The organism is Qipengyuania seohaensis (genome assembly GCF_002795865.1).
GTDB lineage: Bacteria > Pseudomonadota > Alphaproteobacteria > Sphingomonadales > Sphingomonadaceae > Qipengyuania > Qipengyuania seohaensis.
Genome location: NZ_CP024920.1, coordinates 2,894,446 through 2,910,861 on the forward strand (window position 1 = coordinate 2,894,446; position 16,416 = coordinate 2,910,861).

General features: G+C 60.1%; 19 protein-coding genes and 1 tRNA gene. 13 read left to right on the top strand and 7 right to left on the bottom strand.

Going from position 1 to position 16,416, the window contains the following annotated elements; genetic code table 11:
• Positions 1-65: 65 nt before the first annotated feature.
• On the bottom strand, positions 66-533 hold the full coding sequence (locus tag CVE41_RS14275) for an Hsp20 family protein (protein ID WP_100261255.1): 468 nt from the start codon (positions 531-533) through the stop codon (positions 66-68).
• A gap of 172 nt (positions 534-705) precedes the next feature.
• On the opposite strand from CVE41_RS14275, the gene grxC reads away from it, so the two are divergent.
• The 4 genes from grxC to CVE41_RS14295 all read left to right on the top strand — a co-directional run bounded on the left by grxC (position 706) and on the right by CVE41_RS14295 (position 2,382).
• Positions 706-972, top strand: a complete 267-nt coding sequence (gene grxC / locus CVE41_RS14280; RefSeq protein ID WP_100261256.1) for a glutaredoxin 3 — start codon at positions 706-708, stop codon at positions 970-972.
• Complete coding sequence (locus tag CVE41_RS14285; protein ID WP_100261257.1) at positions 969-1,784, top strand: carbon-nitrogen hydrolase family protein; 816 nt, start codon at positions 969-971, stop codon at positions 1,782-1,784. Before grxC ends, CVE41_RS14285 begins: the two co-directional genes overlap by 4 nt.
• A 6-nt stretch (positions 1,785-1,790) precedes the next feature.
• Complete coding sequence (locus tag CVE41_RS14290) at positions 1,791-2,267, top strand: DUF1178 family protein (protein ID WP_100261258.1); 477 nt, start codon at positions 1,791-1,793, stop codon at positions 2,265-2,267.
• 38 nt (positions 2,268-2,305) lie between these two features.
• A tRNA-Arg gene (locus CVE41_RS14295) sits at positions 2,306-2,382 on the top strand.
• 2 nt (positions 2,383-2,384) lie between these two features.
• On the opposite strand, the gene CVE41_RS14300 is transcribed toward CVE41_RS14295, so the two are convergent.
• The 5 genes from CVE41_RS14300 to hppD all read right to left on the bottom strand — a co-directional run bounded on the left by CVE41_RS14300 (position 2,385) and on the right by hppD (position 7,187).
• Complete coding sequence (locus CVE41_RS14300; RefSeq protein ID WP_198507677.1) at positions 2,385-3,542, bottom strand: MFS transporter; 1,158 nt, start codon at positions 3,540-3,542, stop codon at positions 2,385-2,387.
• A gap of 14 nt (positions 3,543-3,556) precedes the next feature.
• A complete protein-coding gene (locus CVE41_RS14305) occupies positions 3,557-4,471 on the bottom strand; it encodes a haloalkane dehalogenase (RefSeq protein WP_100261260.1) in 915 nt (304 codons plus the stop codon).
• A gap of 62 nt (positions 4,472-4,533) precedes the next feature.
• Positions 4,534-5,412, bottom strand: coding sequence for a mechanosensitive ion channel family protein (locus CVE41_RS14310; protein ID WP_100261261.1), 879 nt, complete (start codon positions 5,410-5,412; stop codon positions 4,534-4,536).
• A gap of 84 nt (positions 5,413-5,496) precedes the next feature.
• Entirely contained in the window at positions 5,497-6,069 is a 573-nt protein-coding gene (locus tag CVE41_RS14315) for a VOC family protein (protein WP_100261262.1), read from the bottom strand.
• The gene (hppD, locus tag CVE41_RS14320) at positions 6,066-7,187 is read right to left on the bottom strand and encodes a 4-hydroxyphenylpyruvate dioxygenase (RefSeq protein WP_100261263.1); all 1,122 of its coding nucleotides are present in this window, start codon (positions 7,185-7,187) and stop codon (positions 6,066-6,068) included. The genes CVE41_RS14315 and hppD overlap by 4 nt, the downstream gene beginning before the upstream one ends.
• Positions 7,188-7,327: 140 nt before the next feature.
• Between hppD and CVE41_RS14325 the strand changes: the two genes are divergently transcribed.
• The 9 genes from CVE41_RS14325 (at position 7,328) to CVE41_RS14365 (ending at position 15,032) form a co-directional block, all read left to right on the top strand.
• Entirely contained in the window at positions 7,328-8,482 is a 1,155-nt protein-coding gene (locus tag CVE41_RS14325) for an acyl-CoA dehydrogenase family protein (RefSeq protein WP_198507678.1), read from the top strand.
• Between the two features lie 54 nt (positions 8,483-8,536).
• Positions 8,537-8,851 carry an FtsB family cell division protein gene (locus tag CVE41_RS14330; protein WP_100261265.1) on the top strand — a complete coding sequence of 105 codons (315 nt, stop codon included), beginning with the start codon at positions 8,537-8,539 and terminating at the stop codon, positions 8,849-8,851.
• A gap of 126 nt (positions 8,852-8,977) precedes the next feature.
• Positions 8,978-10,060 (top strand): pyruvate dehydrogenase (acetyl-transferring) E1 component subunit alpha, encoded by a 1,083-nt coding sequence (pdhA, locus tag CVE41_RS14335; protein ID WP_100261266.1) that lies wholly within the window; start codon positions 8,978-8,980, stop codon positions 10,058-10,060.
• A gap of 3 nt (positions 10,061-10,063) precedes the next feature.
• Positions 10,064-11,446, top strand: coding sequence for a pyruvate dehydrogenase complex E1 component subunit beta (locus tag CVE41_RS14340; RefSeq protein ID WP_100261267.1), 1,383 nt, complete (start codon positions 10,064-10,066; stop codon positions 11,444-11,446).
• 213 nt (positions 11,447-11,659) lie between these two features.
• Complete coding sequence (locus CVE41_RS14345) at positions 11,660-12,931, top strand: pilus assembly protein TadG-related protein (protein ID WP_157799524.1); 1,272 nt, start codon at positions 11,660-11,662, stop codon at positions 12,929-12,931.
• Positions 12,928-13,386 (top strand): TadE/TadG family type IV pilus assembly protein, encoded by a 459-nt coding sequence (locus CVE41_RS14350; RefSeq protein ID WP_100261269.1) that lies wholly within the window; start codon positions 12,928-12,930, stop codon positions 13,384-13,386. The genes CVE41_RS14345 and CVE41_RS14350 overlap by 4 nt, the downstream gene beginning before the upstream one ends.
• Entirely contained in the window at positions 13,383-13,790 is a 408-nt protein-coding gene (locus tag CVE41_RS14355; protein WP_157799525.1) for a TadE/TadG family type IV pilus assembly protein, read from the top strand. Before CVE41_RS14350 ends, CVE41_RS14355 begins: the two co-directional genes overlap by 4 nt.
• Positions 13,791-13,856: 66 nt before the next feature.
• On the top strand, positions 13,857-14,528 hold the full coding sequence (locus CVE41_RS14360) for a hypothetical protein (protein WP_100261271.1): 672 nt from the start codon (positions 13,857-13,859) through the stop codon (positions 14,526-14,528).
• A 33-nt stretch (positions 14,529-14,561) separates the two neighbouring features.
• A complete protein-coding gene (locus tag CVE41_RS14365; protein ID WP_100261272.1) occupies positions 14,562-15,032 on the top strand; it encodes an EF-hand domain-containing protein in 471 nt (156 codons plus the stop codon).
• On the opposite strand, the gene trmFO is transcribed toward CVE41_RS14365, so the two are convergent.
• Entirely contained in the window at positions 15,033-16,400 is a 1,368-nt protein-coding gene (gene trmFO, locus CVE41_RS14370) for a methylenetetrahydrofolate--tRNA-(uracil(54)-C(5))-methyltransferase (FADH(2)-oxidizing) TrmFO (protein ID WP_100261273.1), read from the bottom strand. It abuts the gene before it with no gap.
• Positions 16,401-16,416 lie beyond the last annotated feature (16 nt).

Consider the following 16,416-nt stretch of genomic DNA (forward strand, 5'->3'; position numbering starts at 1 on the left):
GCTAGACGTCGCGGGGGCGATACCTTCGGGTACCGCCCCCTTTCGTTTTCAGGATCGGAAAGTCTTCAGGCTGCTTCGCTGTCATCGTCACCCTTGACGATTTCGAGCGGCTTTTGCCCGCCGATCGCGATCTTCTTGGGCTTCATCGCCTCGGGTACTTCGCGGACGAGGTCGATGATGAGCATGCCGTCCTTCAGATCGGCATTTTCTACGCGCACGTAATCGGCCAAATCGAACCGACGTTCGAAGCCGCGGTTCGCAATTCCGACATGCAGCATGTCGCCTTCGGGCTGATCGTCGCGCTTGCGCCCGTGGATGGTCAGCAGATTCTGTTGCGCCGTGATATCGAGGTCTTCGGGACGGAAGCCCGCGACTGCCAGCGTGATGCGATATTCGTCATCGTCGCGGCGCTCGATATTAAAGGGGGGATAGTTATCGCCACCGGCGTTACGAGCCTGGCGTTCCATCAGGTCGAACAGGCGATCAAAACCAACGGTGGAACGGCGATAAGGTGTGGTATCAAAACGGTTCATTGAAACAAATCCTCTGTTGAGCAATTTGACAGTATGTGGAGCCCGTAACCGGCGCTCCGACATCGCTGCGTCGTGCAGCGACAAGACCAAGATAGGCAGCGACCAAACGCTTTCAAGCCGCCGACCAGTCGGCTAAGCCTGTCCCCCTAAACCAAGCCCTTAAGGACACGCGATGAGCCAGCCACAAATCGATATCTACACCAAGTTCGGCTGCGGCTTTTGCTATCGCGCGAAGAGCCTGCTCGACAGCAAGGGTGCGGAATACTCAGAGCACGATATCACCATGGGTGGTCCCAAGCGCGACGAGATGCTCGAACGTGCGCCGAATGCCCGGACGGTGCCGCAGATCTTTATCGGTGAGACCTATGTCGGAGGGTCCGATGAACTCGCCGCTCTCGAACGCGCCGGCAAGCTGGACGCGCTTTTGGCCGCCGAATGACGCGGATCGCGCTTTTCCAGTCGACGACCGGGATAGATCCGTCTCGCAACGCTGAAACTTTGACCGGCGCGATCGCCTCTGCTGCGCAGGGCGGCGCACAGATGATCTTCACTCCTGAAATGTCGGGACTGCTGGATCGCGATCGCAAACGGGCGGCGGGACACATTGTCGACGAGAGCGCAAATCCGGTTCTGGCTGCGGTCAGTAACGAAGCAGCCAAGAATGGTCTCTGGGTCCATCTCGGATCCCTTGCTGTCGATGCGGGCGAGGGCAAGTGGGCCAATCGCGCCTTCGTCATCGACGATACGGGCAATATCGCCGCGCGTTACGACAAGATGCACATGTTCGACGTGGACCTAGATAGCGGCGAAAGCTGGCGGGAATCGAACGCCTATCGACCCGGTGACACGGTTGTGACCGTAGATTGCCCTGTAGGGAAACTTGGCCTCACTATTTGTTACGACTTGCGCTTTCCCGCACTCTACGAGGCCCTTGGGCGCCTCGAGTGCGATGTGATTGCAACCCCTGCAGCCTTCACCGTTCCCACCGGCAAGGCGCATTGGCATGTCCTGCAACGTGCCCGGGCAATCGAAGCGAGCGCCTTCGTGATCGCCGCTGCTCAGTCCGGGTATCACGAGGACGGGCGCGAAACATATGGGCACAGCCTTGTCGTCGATCCGTGGGGCGAAGTGATACTGGATATGGGCGAGGGCGGCCCCGAGGTGGGTTTTGCCGACATCGATCTCAGCCGGATACAAACCGTCCGTGCACAGGTTCCCAGCCTTGCCAATCGCCGAGAAATCGCCATTTAGGCGCCCATGATCGTATTCGACCTTCACTGCGACAATGGCCACCGCTTCGAAGGGTGGTTCGGATCGTCTGCCGACTATGATCGGCAGAGGGAGCGCGGCCTGCTGGATTGCCCGGAATGCGGATCTTCCATCGTGGGCAAGGCGCCCATGGCTCCGGCAGTTCCGGTCAAGGGAAACAGCACCAAGGCAGCGATCGCTGACCAGGAGCCAAAGGCGGAGGCGCAGCTATCCAACGCGCCGATGCCGGCCGAGGTGAAGAAAGCTCTCGAAACATTGGCGAAGGCGCAGGCCAAGGCGCTTGAAAAGAGCACTTGGGTCGGTGACAAATTCGCCGAGAAAGCGCGCTCACAGCATTACGGCGAGATCGACGAGACACCGATCCACGGCAAAGCAACGCGTGAAGAGGCAGAGGACCTGGCCTCGGAAGGCATTGCGGTGGCGCCGATCCTTTTCCCGATCGCGCCTCCCGACGAACTCAACTGATTGCCACGAAAAGCTCAGGCGCTATACGGGGCGCCGGGGCGCCCGTAGCTCAGTCGGATAGAGCACCAGATTCCTAATCTGGGGGCCACAGGTTCGAATCCTGTCGGGCGCACCATTTCACCGATTTTTCCGGTAAGAGTATGCTGCAAGCGCCGTGAGCGCTGCAGAAGAAATGACCAGCCCGAGGCATACGCCACCCCACCCGAAGATGTCGTAGATCGCGGTGGCGGCAATGCTGCCGATCCCGCCGCCGACGAACATCAGGACGATGTAGATGGTGGTTAGCCGCGTTCGCAGGTCGGCGGCCAGTGACAGGAACGTCATGCGGCCGGTGACATCGATCCCTGGCCCAACCAAATTTACCAGCACCAGCGGAATGATCAGCCCCCATAGCGATCCGCTCAAGGGATAGAATAACGCGATCCCGATCAGCTGGATAAGCGCGAAGACAAGCCTTGCCTTCCGGGCACCAACCACATCGGCCCATCTCCCGAGCCTGGGGGTCGAGAAAATCGAAACGGCGGCGATCGCCGCGAGATACCCGACCGTGTCGGTTCCATATCCCACCTCTGGCGACGTGAGGTAGAGCGCGAGTGCCAGCCAGAGCGCAATGAATTGTGCAAAGTTTAGCGCCTGGATGCCGCCGGACAGAACGACGTCGCGATGGCGTTTGGCGAGCGGGAAAACCGAGCTGACGAGGGACCAGTAACTGGCTTTTCCCCGTTCGCGCTCTCCGCCTTCCATCAGGTAGGGAAGGGCGAGGGTGACGCTCACCATAAGACCCGTCGCGATCCAGTAGACGAGCCTCCAGCCATAATGCTCCGCAATCCATCCGGCGCCAACGCGGGCGATGAGGATCCCGAGGATCACACCGGCTGTCAGTAATGCCGTGACCTGCCCCAGGCGTTCCGGGGCGACACGTTTGGAAGCATAGGCCGGCAGCAGATAGGGCGCGATGGTGAAGAAGCCGAGCGCGGTCGATCCGGCGAGAAATTGGCTGAATGTGTCGGCGATCGTCATGACCGCCAGGCCCAGGGTCTGGCCCACGGAGAAGGCTATGGTCAGACGCCTGTTCGAATACCTGTCCCCCAGGGGGAGGAGGAGGAGGATGCCGACGGCCAGGGCCAGTTGATTGAGAGCGGGGACCAGCCCGATCCTTGCCTCGCTGACCCCGAAATAGGACGCGACCTCTCCGATTATCGGGTGAATGTAGTAGGCATTGGCGGTGACCACCGCAGCAGCGATGGCTAGAAAATATTCTTGCGAGCGCGTCATCAGCGCATTCGACGTCACCCGAGTTGGCCTGCTTTGCGGGCCATCGCGATCACACCGGCCGCAAGCTCTTCAGGCTGGTCTTCCTGGCAGAAGTGGCCGCAGTTCGGCAGCGTGCGGTGCTCAAGACCCTTGGCCCCGGCAATCCGCTCGATGAGGAATTTCTCGCTGCCCTTGGTTATGGGGTCGTCGTCGCCAAACAGGGTGAGGAAGGGGCGATCGTATGCCGCAAGCGATGGCCAGGCCTGCTTGTTTTCTTCCACCCCGGGCATACCGTCCGCCACTGGAACTAGGCCGGGGAATGCGCGTGCAGCAGCCTTGGATGGTTCATCGGGAAAGGGCGCATCATAGGCGGCGATTTCGGCTTCTGAACGTTCGGTAGCAGTGGCGCGATCGAGGAGGGCGCCGATCCGGAAGTCGGGTGAGGACCGCGCGAATTCGCGCCAGGCGAGGAATGCTGAGGAAGGCGTGCCGCCAGCGGGTAGGAAGGTATTGCTCGCTACGATGCAGGTGAAGAGCGCGGGGTCGTTTGCCACCATTCGCAGCCCAAGAAGGCCGCCCCAGTCTTGGACGAATAGAGCGGCAGGGCGCGGCTCGACTGCCGTCCTCCACTGTTTCAACCAATCGACATGGCGTTGGTAGGTGAAGAATTCGGGATCGTCGGGCTTATCGCTTTTCCCGAAACCGATGAGATCGGGTGCCAGCACGCGAAAGCCGGCGTCGACCAGGACGGGGATCATCTTGCGGTAGAGGAAGGACCAGCTCGGTTCTCCGTGGAGCAGCAGGACCGGAGGCGCCGATTTATCCCCTTCGTCGACGTAATGCTGGCGAGCGGAATAGCCTTCGCCAAGGTCGATATCGATCCAGTTTTCCGCGAACGGATAGTCGGGGATGTCTGTAAAACGTTCTGCGGGCGTACGAAGGATCTTCATCGGGCTCTCCCATCACCATTCGGATATAGCGCGCGCCTCCGATCGGTTTCTGTTCGCAACCCTTAGGGCGTCGGCTTGCGGCTGTCACCAAGCTGGCTAACAGGCACCGTCTCCTTGAAGGTATGGGTGACATAGGGGAACGGGATTTCGATCCCGGCATCATCAAGAGCCGCCTTGATGGCGCGGACCACCTTGTCCTTGCTTTCCCAGCCGGCGCGCGGCGTCGAACCGGCCCACCAGCGAACAAGGAAATCGACCGAACTGGAATTGAATTCCTGCGCGAAGATGTCAACGCCCTTGCTGGCCAGCACATCCTCGACCTCTTCCACGGCGCGGCGGATCACGTCTGCGGCATGGTCAAGGTTGGTGTCGTAGGAGACGCCGATGACGACGTCGTGACGGCGCTGGTCCTCGTCTGTGAAGATTTCCACCGGGTTCTTGAACAGGATGGAGTTCGGGACGACCGTGAGTTCACCCGACAGCTTGCGGACGTGGGTCTCGCGAAGGGTAATATGCTCCACCTTACCGGTGATGCCTTCGCACTCTATAATGTCGCCGATACGCATCTTCTCGCGCAGCATGATCAGCACGCCGGCGAGGAAATTCTCGAAGATATCCTGGAAGGCGAAGCCGATGGCAACAGCGCCGATGCCGAGGCCGGCCAAAAGGCTGGCCGGGGTGAGGCTGGGGATGACGACGACTGCTGCGATAAACAGGCCAATGAGCCAGATGCCAAGGCGGACCAGCGTATCGATCAGGTTCTTCAGGCTGGCGCGGATTTCCGTGCGCCCGACAATCGCGTCCGAGATCTTCACGGCGAAGCGCGCCACGATCCACGTAACGAACATGATGATGAGCGCGATTGCGAAACTGGGCAGCGCTTCAACCAGGCCAGTGCCCATTTCCTGCAGCTGGTCGCGCAGCGTTGCGATGTAATTCACCCGAAGAACTCCCTTTGGGAGGCAACGTCATGCCTCCGGCAGGGTTCCGGAATTGCAAACTAATAGGGTTTGCCCGCTTTAGGCTTAATCGTTGCCGTGTTCTTGGCGCGCGATTTCATGCAGCCAGTCGGCGTGGCGAGGGGCCTTTTTCGTCTCGCTCCATTCCTCAAGCATCATCGGGGCAACGCGCTTGAGCTCGGCATATTGTTCGTCAGTGCCGATATCGGCAGCCAACTCTACACGGTGGCCATTGGGATCGAAGAAATAGATCGATTTAAAGATGCCGTGATGGGTCGGACCTAGCACATCGATGCCGAGGCTTTCGATATGCTCCTTGGCCGCCAGCAATTCGTCTTCCGATGCGACCTTAAATGCAAGGTGCTGCACCCAGGCCGGAGTATTTTCGTCGCGGCCCATATCCTTCTGATTGGGCAGTTCGAAGAACGCGAGGATGTTGCCGTTACCTGCGTCGAGGAACACATGCATGTACGGATCATACGCACCGGTCGAGGGTACATGATCCTCGGCGAAGGCAGTGGTGTAATCCATGCCAAGCACCTTGCCGTACCACTCGACAGTCTCTTTTGCGTCCTTGCAGCGGTAGGCGGCGTGGTGAACGCCGCCCAGCTTTACGGGATGACCTGCTACGTCGTTCATTCGGCGGGCTCCGCTTCGACGGTCTGGGCATCCTCCACGCTGAGCACGCCGCGTTTGATCTGGTCGCGCTCCATGCTTTCGAACAGCGCCTTGAAATTGCCTTCGCCGAAGCCGTCATCGCCCTTGCGCTGGATGAATTCGAAGAACACCGGACCGACCTGCGCTTCTGCGAAGATCTGCAGCAGGAGGCGCGGGGTGCCGCCTTCGGTGGTGCCGTCCATCAGGATGCCGCGCATCTTGAGCTCATCGACCTTTTCACCGTGGCCGGGCAGGCGCTCTTCGAGCATTTCGTAATAGGTTTCGGGCGGGGCCGTCATGAAGGGAACGCCGAAGTCCTTCAGCTTGTCCCAAGCCTTGACGAGATCGTCGCAGATGAGGGCGATGTGCTGGATACCTTCGCCGTTAAATTCGCGCAGGAACTCTTCGATCTGTCCCTTGCCGCCTTCGCCTTCTTCGTTCAGCGGAATGCGGATCTTGCCGTCAGGGGCGGTCAGCGCCTTGGACGTCAGGCCGGTATATTCGCCCTTGATGTCGAAGAAGCGGATTTCGCGGAAGTTGAAGAGCGTTTCGTAATAATCCGCCCAGTACTTCATGCGGCCGTTGTAGACGTTATGCGTGAGGTGATCGATTACATCGAACCCTGCGCCTTCCGGGTGCTTTTCGACACCGGGCAGATATTCGAAGTCGATGTCGTAGATCGACAGGCCTTCGCCGTCTTCGCTGGAATAGCGGTCGATCAGGTAGACGATCGCGCCGCCAATGCCGCGGATTGCGGGGATGCGCAGTTCCATCGGGCCCGGTTCGTTCGCGACCGGTTCGGCACCACGTTCGATGAGTTCATCATAGGCTTTCTTCGCATCGCGGACGCGAAAGCCCATGCCGCAGGCAGACGGGCCGTGTTCGCGGGCGAAGAACCACGCGGCGCTCTTCGGCTCGTAATTGAGGATCAGGTTGATTTGGCCCTGGCGCCAAAGCTGGACGTCCTTGGAACGGTGGTTCGCAACATGGGAGAAGCCCATTGCTTCGAAAACCGGCTCGATCACGCCCTTTTCAGGGGCGCAGAATTCGACGAATTCGAAGCCGTCGAGGCCAATGGGGTTTTCGAAAAGATCGGGCATCTCAATCCTCTGTCATCTGAGTTAGTTTCAATAGAAACCAAATACGGAAACGCGCTCCGCATGTCAAGAAACCAACGGAGCGCGAGATGGCCTGTTCCGACGGATTGCCTTCCGGACGAGACGAGTCCATGTGTCGATCGATGGCAAAAGAAGACCTAGATGAAATCCGCCGCGCCGTAAGCGCAGTCTGCTCCGATTTCCCGGGTGAATACTGGAGGGAAAAAGACCGCAAGCGAGCCTATCCGGCAGAATTCGTCGATGCGATTACCCGGGCGGGTTTTCTGGCGGCGCTCATCCCGGAAGAATATGGGGGGAGTGGGCTTAAACTCGATTCCGCTGCGGTCATCATGGAGGAAATCCAGGCATCCGGCTGCAACGGCGCTGCCGCCCATGCCCAGATGTACGTGATGAATACGCTGCTTCGTTACGGCAGCGAAGAGCAGAAGCGCAGCTACCTTCCGGGCATCGCCAACGGTGATCTGCGCTTACAGGCATTCGGCGTATCCGAACCGACGAGCGGCACCGACACGCTTTCCCTGCGCACCTTCGCCAAACGGGAAGGCGACGAATATGTGATCAACGGCCAGAAGATCTGGACGAGCCGTGCCGAGCATTCCGACCTGATGGTCTTGCTGGCCCGCACGACACCGCGTGACGAGGTGGCCAAGAAGACGGAAGGCCTCTCGCTTTTCCTCGTCGACATGCGTGAAGTGGTGGGGAATGGCATGATCATCAAACCGATCCGGACGATGATGAACCATTCGACGACCGAGGTTTTCCTCGACGACATGAGGATCCCTGCGTCGGCGCTGATCGGCGAGGAGGGGAAGGGGTTCCGCTACATCCTCTCGGGCATGAACGCCGAACGTATCCTGATTGCTGCGGAGTGCATCGGCGACGCGAAATGGTTCATCGAGAAGGCTAGCGACTATGCCAAGGATCGCCTGGTCTTCTCGAGGCCCATTGGCCAGAACCAGGGAGTGCAGTTTCCCATCGCGCGCTGCTATGCCCAGATGCGCGCGGCCGAACTGATGGTTCACCATGCGGCCGAAGTCTATGACGAAGGCGGTAATGCAGGGGCCGAAGCCAACATGGCCAAGATGCTCGCTAGCGAAGCGAGTTGGGCGGCAGCCGACATGTGTGTCCAGACGCTGGGCGGTTTCGGTTTTGCCGAGGAATACGACGTAGAACGCAAGTTCCGCGAGGCCCGTCTGTACACTGTCGCCCCCATCAGCACGAACCTGATTCTCAGCTATCTGGCAGAGCACGTCCTTGGCCTGCCACGTTCCTACTGACGGGACTGCAAATAGCCCTTGCGCGTAAAGGTTAACTGTGATTCTGTGGCTTTGATGAGAGGCAAGGTCAGACTCAATACAAGGCAAAGGCAGAAGGCGTCGTATACTGCGGCGCTCGCAGCGTTGCTCGTGATGGGCGGAATTGCCGTCGCCGGACCGTCCGGTCTCTTGGCGTGGAGCGAAAATCTCCGCCTTCTCGACCAGCGCGAAGCGCAGCTGGCCGCTCTCCAGAAGGAACGGTCCGCGTTGCAGAACAAGGTTGCCTTGTTACATCCGGATCATGCCGATCCCGATATGGTAGGCGAATTGCTCCGCAGCCAGCTGAACGTCGTCCACCCGGACGAAGTCGTCATCAAGCTCGACGACTGAGCCGGGCGCCAAGCCTTCATTTCCGTAAGGTTTTCGTATGCGCGCAGCTTGGGCGTTGCGCGGTGTGCGCCGCTATGCCTATAGGCTGAGCCATATTCCTCCCCGGAAGATAAAGGATGCTGTAGTTTGGCAAAGGCCCCGAAGAGCAAAGCAGCCGAAAAGGCCCAGAAGAGTCCCGCTGAAGATACGGATTTCGTCCTGCATTCCCTGCAGGAAGAACTGGAGAAGAAGCAGCGCTTCGATGCCAGCACCGATCAGATGATGCACTTCTACGAACAGATGCTGCTTATCCGGCGTTTCGAAGAACGTGCGGGTCAGCTCTACGGCCTAGGGCTCATCGGCGGTTTCTGCCACCTCTACATCGGCCAGGAAGCAGTTGCCATCGGCCTGCAGTCCGCGCTCGACGGGGACAAGGACAGCGTGATCACCGGCTACCGCGATCACGGTCACATGCTCGCTTACGGTATCGATCCCAAGGTCATCATGGCCGAATTAACCGGCCGCGAAGCCGGCATCTCCAAGGGCAAGGGCGGGTCGATGCACATGTTCTCGACCGAGCATAAGTTCTACGGCGGTCACGGCATCGTCGGCGCGCAGGTCGCGCTTGGCGGAGGCCTGGCGCTTGCGCACCAGTACAACGAAGACGGCGGCCTGTGCCTTGCCTATTTCGGTGATGGCGCTGCGAACCAGGGCCAGGTCTATGAGACCTTCAACATGGCGGCGCTGTGGAACCTGCCGATCGTCTTCGTCATCGAGAACAACCAGTACGCTATGGGGACCGCGGTCAGCCGAAGCTCCGCCGAAACCGAGTTCTACCGCCGCGGCACTGCATTCCGCATCCCGGGGATGAAGGTCAACGGCATGGATGTCCTCGAGGTCCGCCAGGCTGCCGAGATCGCGTTCAAGCACGTGCGCGACGGCAAGGGCCCGGTCCTGATGGAATGCGAAACCTATCGCTATCGCGGCCACTCCATGTCCGACCCGGCCAAGTACCGCACCCGCGAGGAAGTGCAGGACATGAAAGACCACAAGGACCCGATCGAGGGCCTGAAAAAGGTCCTGCTGGAAAACGGCGCGAAAGAGGAAGACTTGAAAGCCATCGACAAGGACATTCGCAAGGTCGTCAGCGAGGCTGCCGATTTCGCCGAGAATTCGCCAGAACCGGAGGCTTCCGAACTCTACACCGATGTCCTGGTGGAGGAGTATTGAGCCATGGCTATCGAACTGAAGATGCCCGCGCTGTCTCCCACCATGGAAGAAGGCACGCTCGCTAAATGGCTCAAGTCGGAAGGCGATGCGATCGAGATCGGCGACATCATTGCCGAGATCGAAACCGACAAGGCCACGATGGAATTCGAAGCGGTCGATGAAGGCACGCTGGGCAAGATCCTTGTCGAAGAAGGCACCGAAGGCGTGAAGGTCGGCACCGTGATCGCGATGCTGGCCGGCGAGGGCGAAGAAGCCTCCGATCTTGCTGCACCCGCACAGGCAGAGGTCGATGACGTTCCGGGCGAAGGCAAGGACGTTGGCCAGGACGCATCGGAAGCCGAAATCACTAAGCCTTCGCGCAAGGCGGACGTGAAGGACCCCGAAGTCCCGCATGGCACCAACATGGCGAAAGTCACTGTGCGTGAAGCTTTACGCGATGCCATGGCCGAGGAAATGCGCCGCGACGAACGTGTGTTCGTCATGGGCGAGGAAGTCGCCCAGTATCAGGGTGCCTACAAGGTGACCCAGGGGCTGCTCGATGAATTCGGTCCCAAGCGTGTTATCGACACCCCGATCACAGAATACGGCTTTGCGGGGATCGGCGCAGGCGCCGCAATGGGCGGTCTGCGTCCGGTGGTCGAATTCATGACCTTCAACTTCGCGATGCAGGCCATCGACCACATCATCAACTCGGCAGCCAAGACCAACTATATGTCGGGGGGACAGATGCGTTGTCCGGTAGTGTTCCGCGGCCCCAACGGCGCGGCAAGCCGCGTCGGCGCGCAGCACAGCCAGAACTATGGCCCATGGTACGCCAGCGTGCCCGGTCTGATCGTGATTGCGCCCTTCGACAGCTCGGATGCGAAGGGACTGCTCAAGGCCGCCATCCGGTGCGAGGACCCGGTCGTGTTCCTTGAAAACGAACTGGTCTACGGCCGCACCTTCGAACTGCCCGAGCTCGACGATCATGTGCTGCCGATCGGCAAGGCACGGATCATGCGCGAAGGCAGCGATGTGACAATCGTGTCCTATTCGATCGCCGTAGGCCTCGCGCTGGAAGCAGCCGAAGAGCTCGCTGGCGAGGGGATCGACGCCGAAGTCATCGACCTTCGCACGCTGCGTCCGCTCGATAAGGAAGCGGTCCTGACAAGCCTGGCCAAGACGAATCGCGTCGTCATCGCAGAGGAAGGCTGGCCGACTTGCTCGATCGCATCGGAGATTACGGCGATCTGCATGGAGGAAGGCTTCGACCATCTCGACGCACCTGTCACTCGCGTGTGCAATGAAGACGTGCCGCTTCCTTACGCCGCGAACCTCGAAAAGATGGCGCTGATCGACAGCGCGCGGATCGTCGAAGCAGCCAAGAAGGTCTGTTACCGGGACTGAGGTGTCCGCGCGAAGAAACGCGGACTGATTCGCTTTTGCCGTCAGCCAAAGCGCTCCGTTAACCTCTGACCAACTCACGGGACTCGGTGCGTTCTCCGTATTGCGGAGTGCTACGACCTGTCATTTTAACTTGTCTTTAGGGCTGTTGCTTTACCTCGCCGACATCGGTGGACCTTATGAGGGACCCTCGAACAGTTGGATATGGGGTACGCAATGCTTCGCAAAGCGGTGCAGTTTATAAAGCAGGTTCGCGACGACACACGTGGCAACGTGCTCGTTCTCGTGGCCGCCTCCCTTGTTCCCATGGTCGGCACCATGGGCCTTGCTGTCGACGCTGCCCAGTGGATCAGCTGGCGCCGCGACCTTCACAGCGCCGCCGATGCTGGCGCAATGGCGGGTGCGCTCGCCATGAGAAATGGCGAAGACGTCAATACCGTGGTCACCAAGGTCCTGGGCGAGAACTACCAGCACATCTACACCATCGAGGCGATCGAGACCCCGCCCACGACTGGTGATTTCGCGGGCGACAACAGCATGGTCCGCGTCGTGCTCAGCACGTCGCGCGAACTGCCGTTCTCCAGCCTGTTCCTGGCGAACGCTCCGACAATCAGCGTCGAAGCCGTGGCACAATCTAGCTCTGAAGTCCCGAACTGCATGATCGCGCTCGACCAGAATTCGACTGGCCTGACGATCTCGGGATCGGCAACGGTCAGCATGAACTGCGGGATGGCCTCCAACTCGAACTTCGATGCAACCGCATCGGGTACGAACACGATCAAGGCCGGCGCATTGTCCGCTGTAGGAACGGTCACCAACTCGGGCGGTGTCACGAGCGATACGGCCATCAACAATAATGCGCCGCCCGCTGCCGACCCGTTCGATGGCGTCGATACGCAGCCGAATGTGACGTGTAACGATTGGCCGATGCCATTTAGGGGACCCGGCAACACGCTCGGCCTGAATTTCGGCACGTTCGGTTGCTATCAAGGCATCCAGATTCAGAACAATGCTACTGTCACGCTCGACCCGGGGACTTATTTCATCGGTTCAAGGGGGCTTAGCGTCGGCGGCAACGCGACCCTACGAGGCACGAATGTCACGCTCGTATTTACGAACACCGACAATCCGTTCAACGCGAGTGCGATCGGAGACATCTCCATCGCAGGTACTTCGTCGATCCAGCTGACCGCCCCAGACAGCGGACCTTACGAGGGTCTGATCATTGTCCAGGACAGCCGACTGGTTGCCTCCAACAAGAACCGTCTCTTCCTGACCGGTGACAGCAAGTCGGTTTTCGACGGCGGCATCTATGCACCCACCAACATGGTCGAGTTCAGCGGTAACAGCAGCATGACGACCGACTGCCTTCAGATCGTGTCCAGGTTCATCACCTTCACCGGTAACACCAGCGTCACCAACAACTGTCCTGCAGGCCGGGGCGTCGCCTCCTTCAATGGCAGCGAATTTCTGAGGTTGCGCCAATGATCGCCACTATTTCCAAGCTTGCCCGCAGTACCCGCGGAAACGCGACCATCGAAGTCGCGCTCGTCATGCCGCTTGTGCTGGCAATGGCGCTTGGCGGCATCGATTTCGCCATGGGTTATCGCCACAAGGTCGAAATGCAGCAGACCGCCCAACTGGGGGCCGAATACGTGATGGGTACGCTTGAAACCGTGCCGCCCGATCCCGTTGTGGCAGCGGCGATCGCGAATGCGTCCGGCCTCCCCGTTGGGAACATCAAGGTGAAGACCCAGATCGAATGCGACGGGGTCAAGCAGGTGGTTGGCGCGCCATTCTGTATCAACCCGACTGCGGTCGAGACGGCCTATATGACCATCACGGTCAACGAAGACTGGGAGCCGATGCTCAACATCAAGGGTATCGCGGATTACGCCACCAAGCAGAACCACGTCGGCTCGGTTACGATAAGGACGAAATGATGCTGAAAAGGATCAAGACCTTCCTCCTCGACAATCGCGGCACGGCGGCCGTGGAATTCGCGCTGGTGCTTCCGCTGACCGTGACGATGCTTCTCGGCACGCTCAATATGAGCATTTACCTGTTCTTCCAGAACTCGCTGTCATCTGCGCTCGACGAGGCATCGAGGGCGGTTTCGGTCTGGCCGGTGCCGTCAGATGCCGACTTGCAGACCGAGTTCACCGACCACCTGCTAAGCGCCCAGCAATTCGGGAATGCCCAACTCGCGATAACGCATGGCACGGATGTGTCGGGCAGGGACTATGTCGACCTCGAAGCGACCGGCGGTATCTACGTGAACCTCGTCTTCGTCGACCTCGGTACGATCCCGGTACGCCTGACGAAACGGTCCTACCCGCAGCTCTGAGTTCGTTCGAAGCCCTCGGGTTTCGGGTGCCTTGCGCCCGGCCTCCATCTTCGTCATGGCGATGCGATGGTCGACCGATCTCAACACAACGAGCATGACCTCGCCGAAGAAGTCGAGCTTGCGCTTGCCTATGCAGGCGGTCGGGACCGACATGTCCTGCGAACGATGTTCGAGCTGGACCGCCGGCTCGCAGGGGTCGTCGCCAGCAGCAGCGAAACCATGATCGGCCAGATGCGCCTTGCGTGGTGGCGTGACCTCCTTGTCAAACCAGCACGCGAAAGACCGTCGGGAGAGCCGCTGGTCAAGCGGATCAGCGGTGGCTGGGGTGAGAGAGCGCATGATCTCTCGGCACTCGTCGATGGATGGGAAGCCTTGCTCGTGGCAGAAGTGCTCGATGACGAGACCTTGCGCCAGTTCTGCGAGGGACGTGCCAGTGCGTGGGGGAACGCCGCGCGCGCTCTCGAACTGGGCGAAATCCAGCAGCAGAAGGCCCTGCACGCCGGGTATCGCTGGGCTTCGGCAGACCTGGCTGCACATCTGTCCGACCACGGCGAACGGCGCGTCGTGCTCGAACATGCCGAAAAACTCGAACGCACTGCGGCAATGCATCGACGGCTGCGCCCCCTCGCCATCCTGTCCGGTCTGGCCGGACGTTCGATCGAGCTGGGAGGCGCCCCTCTGCTCGAAGGGCGCGGTGCGGCACTACTGGCCTTGCGCATAGGGATTTCTGGCCGCTAGACAGTGACTTAACTGGATTCTGGGGGCGCAGTAATGAAGCACGCAATTACCGGGGCTCTAATAACGCTCGCTGCGATGGGCCTTGGCCTGTTCTGGTACCAGGGCAGGGCTGAGGTGGAGGAAGCCGCGCCTCCGCCAGACCTTTCCTCGCTGTTGATCGAAGACGCTGCACCCGAAGGGCTGCCCACCTCAGATGCCTCCGATATGGTTGGGCCAACGCCGCCCGAAGCCAGCGAGCTTACCAAGGAGCAACAACGCTTCTTCCGCTACGATCGAGATCGCGACTGGCGCATCTCGCGTACCGAAATGCTCTCTACCCGAAGTGCCGCCTTCAGGAAGCTCGACAAGGACGGCAATAACCTGCTGACCTTCGAGGAATGGGCCGTTACCACAGTCGACAAGTTCGAAGGCGCAGACGCCAATGGCGATAACGAGCTTACGCCGGGCGAATTCGCGACGACCCGTCCAAAGCCGACCAAACGCAAAGCCCGGTGCGCTTGCTGATCAGGCGGGCACTGCGTCCAGGTTTGCAATCCATTCGCCCATCTCGGTCTTCGCACGCGAGGTATAGGCTTCCTTGCGCTGCTTCTTTTTCACATCGTGCAACGGCGGGAAGAGACCGAAATTCACATTCATTGGCTGGAAGGTGTCAGCTTCTGCATCACCGGTGATGTGGCTCAGCAAGGCGCCGAATGCGGTGGTGCGCGGGGGCGCGGTCCACTGTGCCCCGGACATGTCCGCAGCAGCCATCATGCCCGCCATCAAGCCGACGGCAGAGCTTTCGACATACCCTTCGCAACCCGTGATCTGCCCGGCGAACCGAATGTGCTCGGCGCCGCGGAGGCGAAGCTGTCGATCAAGAACCAGCGGCGAATTGATGAAGGTGTTGCGATGCAGGCCGCCAAGTCGGGCAAACTCGGCATTCTCCAGGCCAGGGATAGTGCGGAACAGCTCGACCTGCGCGCCGTACTTCAGCTTCGTCTGGAAGCCCACCATGTTCCACAGCGTGCCGAGCTTGTTGTCCTGACGTAGCTGGACGACCGCGTAGGGCCAGCGCCCTTGTGGGTGTTCTTCGGTTGTGTCGTAAGGGTTATCGAGACCGACCCCCTTCATCGGACCATAGCGCAGCGTTTCCACACCACGCGCAGCCATGACTTCGATCGGCATGCAGCCGTCGAAATAGGGCGTATCGGCTTCCCACTCGCGGAACTCTGTCTTCTCGCCGTCCATCAACCCCTGGTGAAAAGCCAGGTACTGCTCCTTCGTCATCGGGCAATTGATGTAATCGCCGTCTTCGTTGGAGGCTTCGGTGCGCTTGTTCCAGCGGCTCTGGATCCAGCATTTGGACATATCGATGCTGTCGCGGTGGACGATGGGCGCGATTGCGTCGAAGAAGGCGAGCCGGTCCTGGCCGGTCGCTCCGACGATGCTTTCCGCCAAGGACTGTGCGGTCAGGGGACCGGTTGCCACGATGGTAGGACCAGACGCGGGCAGGGTATCGACCCGTTCGCGAACCACGGTCACATTGGGGTGTTCTTCCAGCGTCCGCTGGACCTCTGCCGAGAACACGTCGCGATCGACCGCCATGGCGCTGCCGGCAGGAACCCGCGCAACTTCGCCGGCGCGCATGACGATGCTGTCGAGCCTGCGCATTTCATCATGCAGCAAACCGACTGCGTTCTTGTCGCTATCGTCAGAGCGGAAGCTGTTGGAACAGACCAGTTCGGCCAGCCCGTCGGTCTGGTGGGCTGCCGTGGTCTCGCCGCTGCCGCGCATTTCGGACAGGCGCACCTTGAAACCGGACTTCGCCAACTGCCAGGCTGCCTCGCTGCCCGCGAGCCCGCCGCCGATAATTTGGATGTCGTGTGTCATTGCGATGCGCACCTAG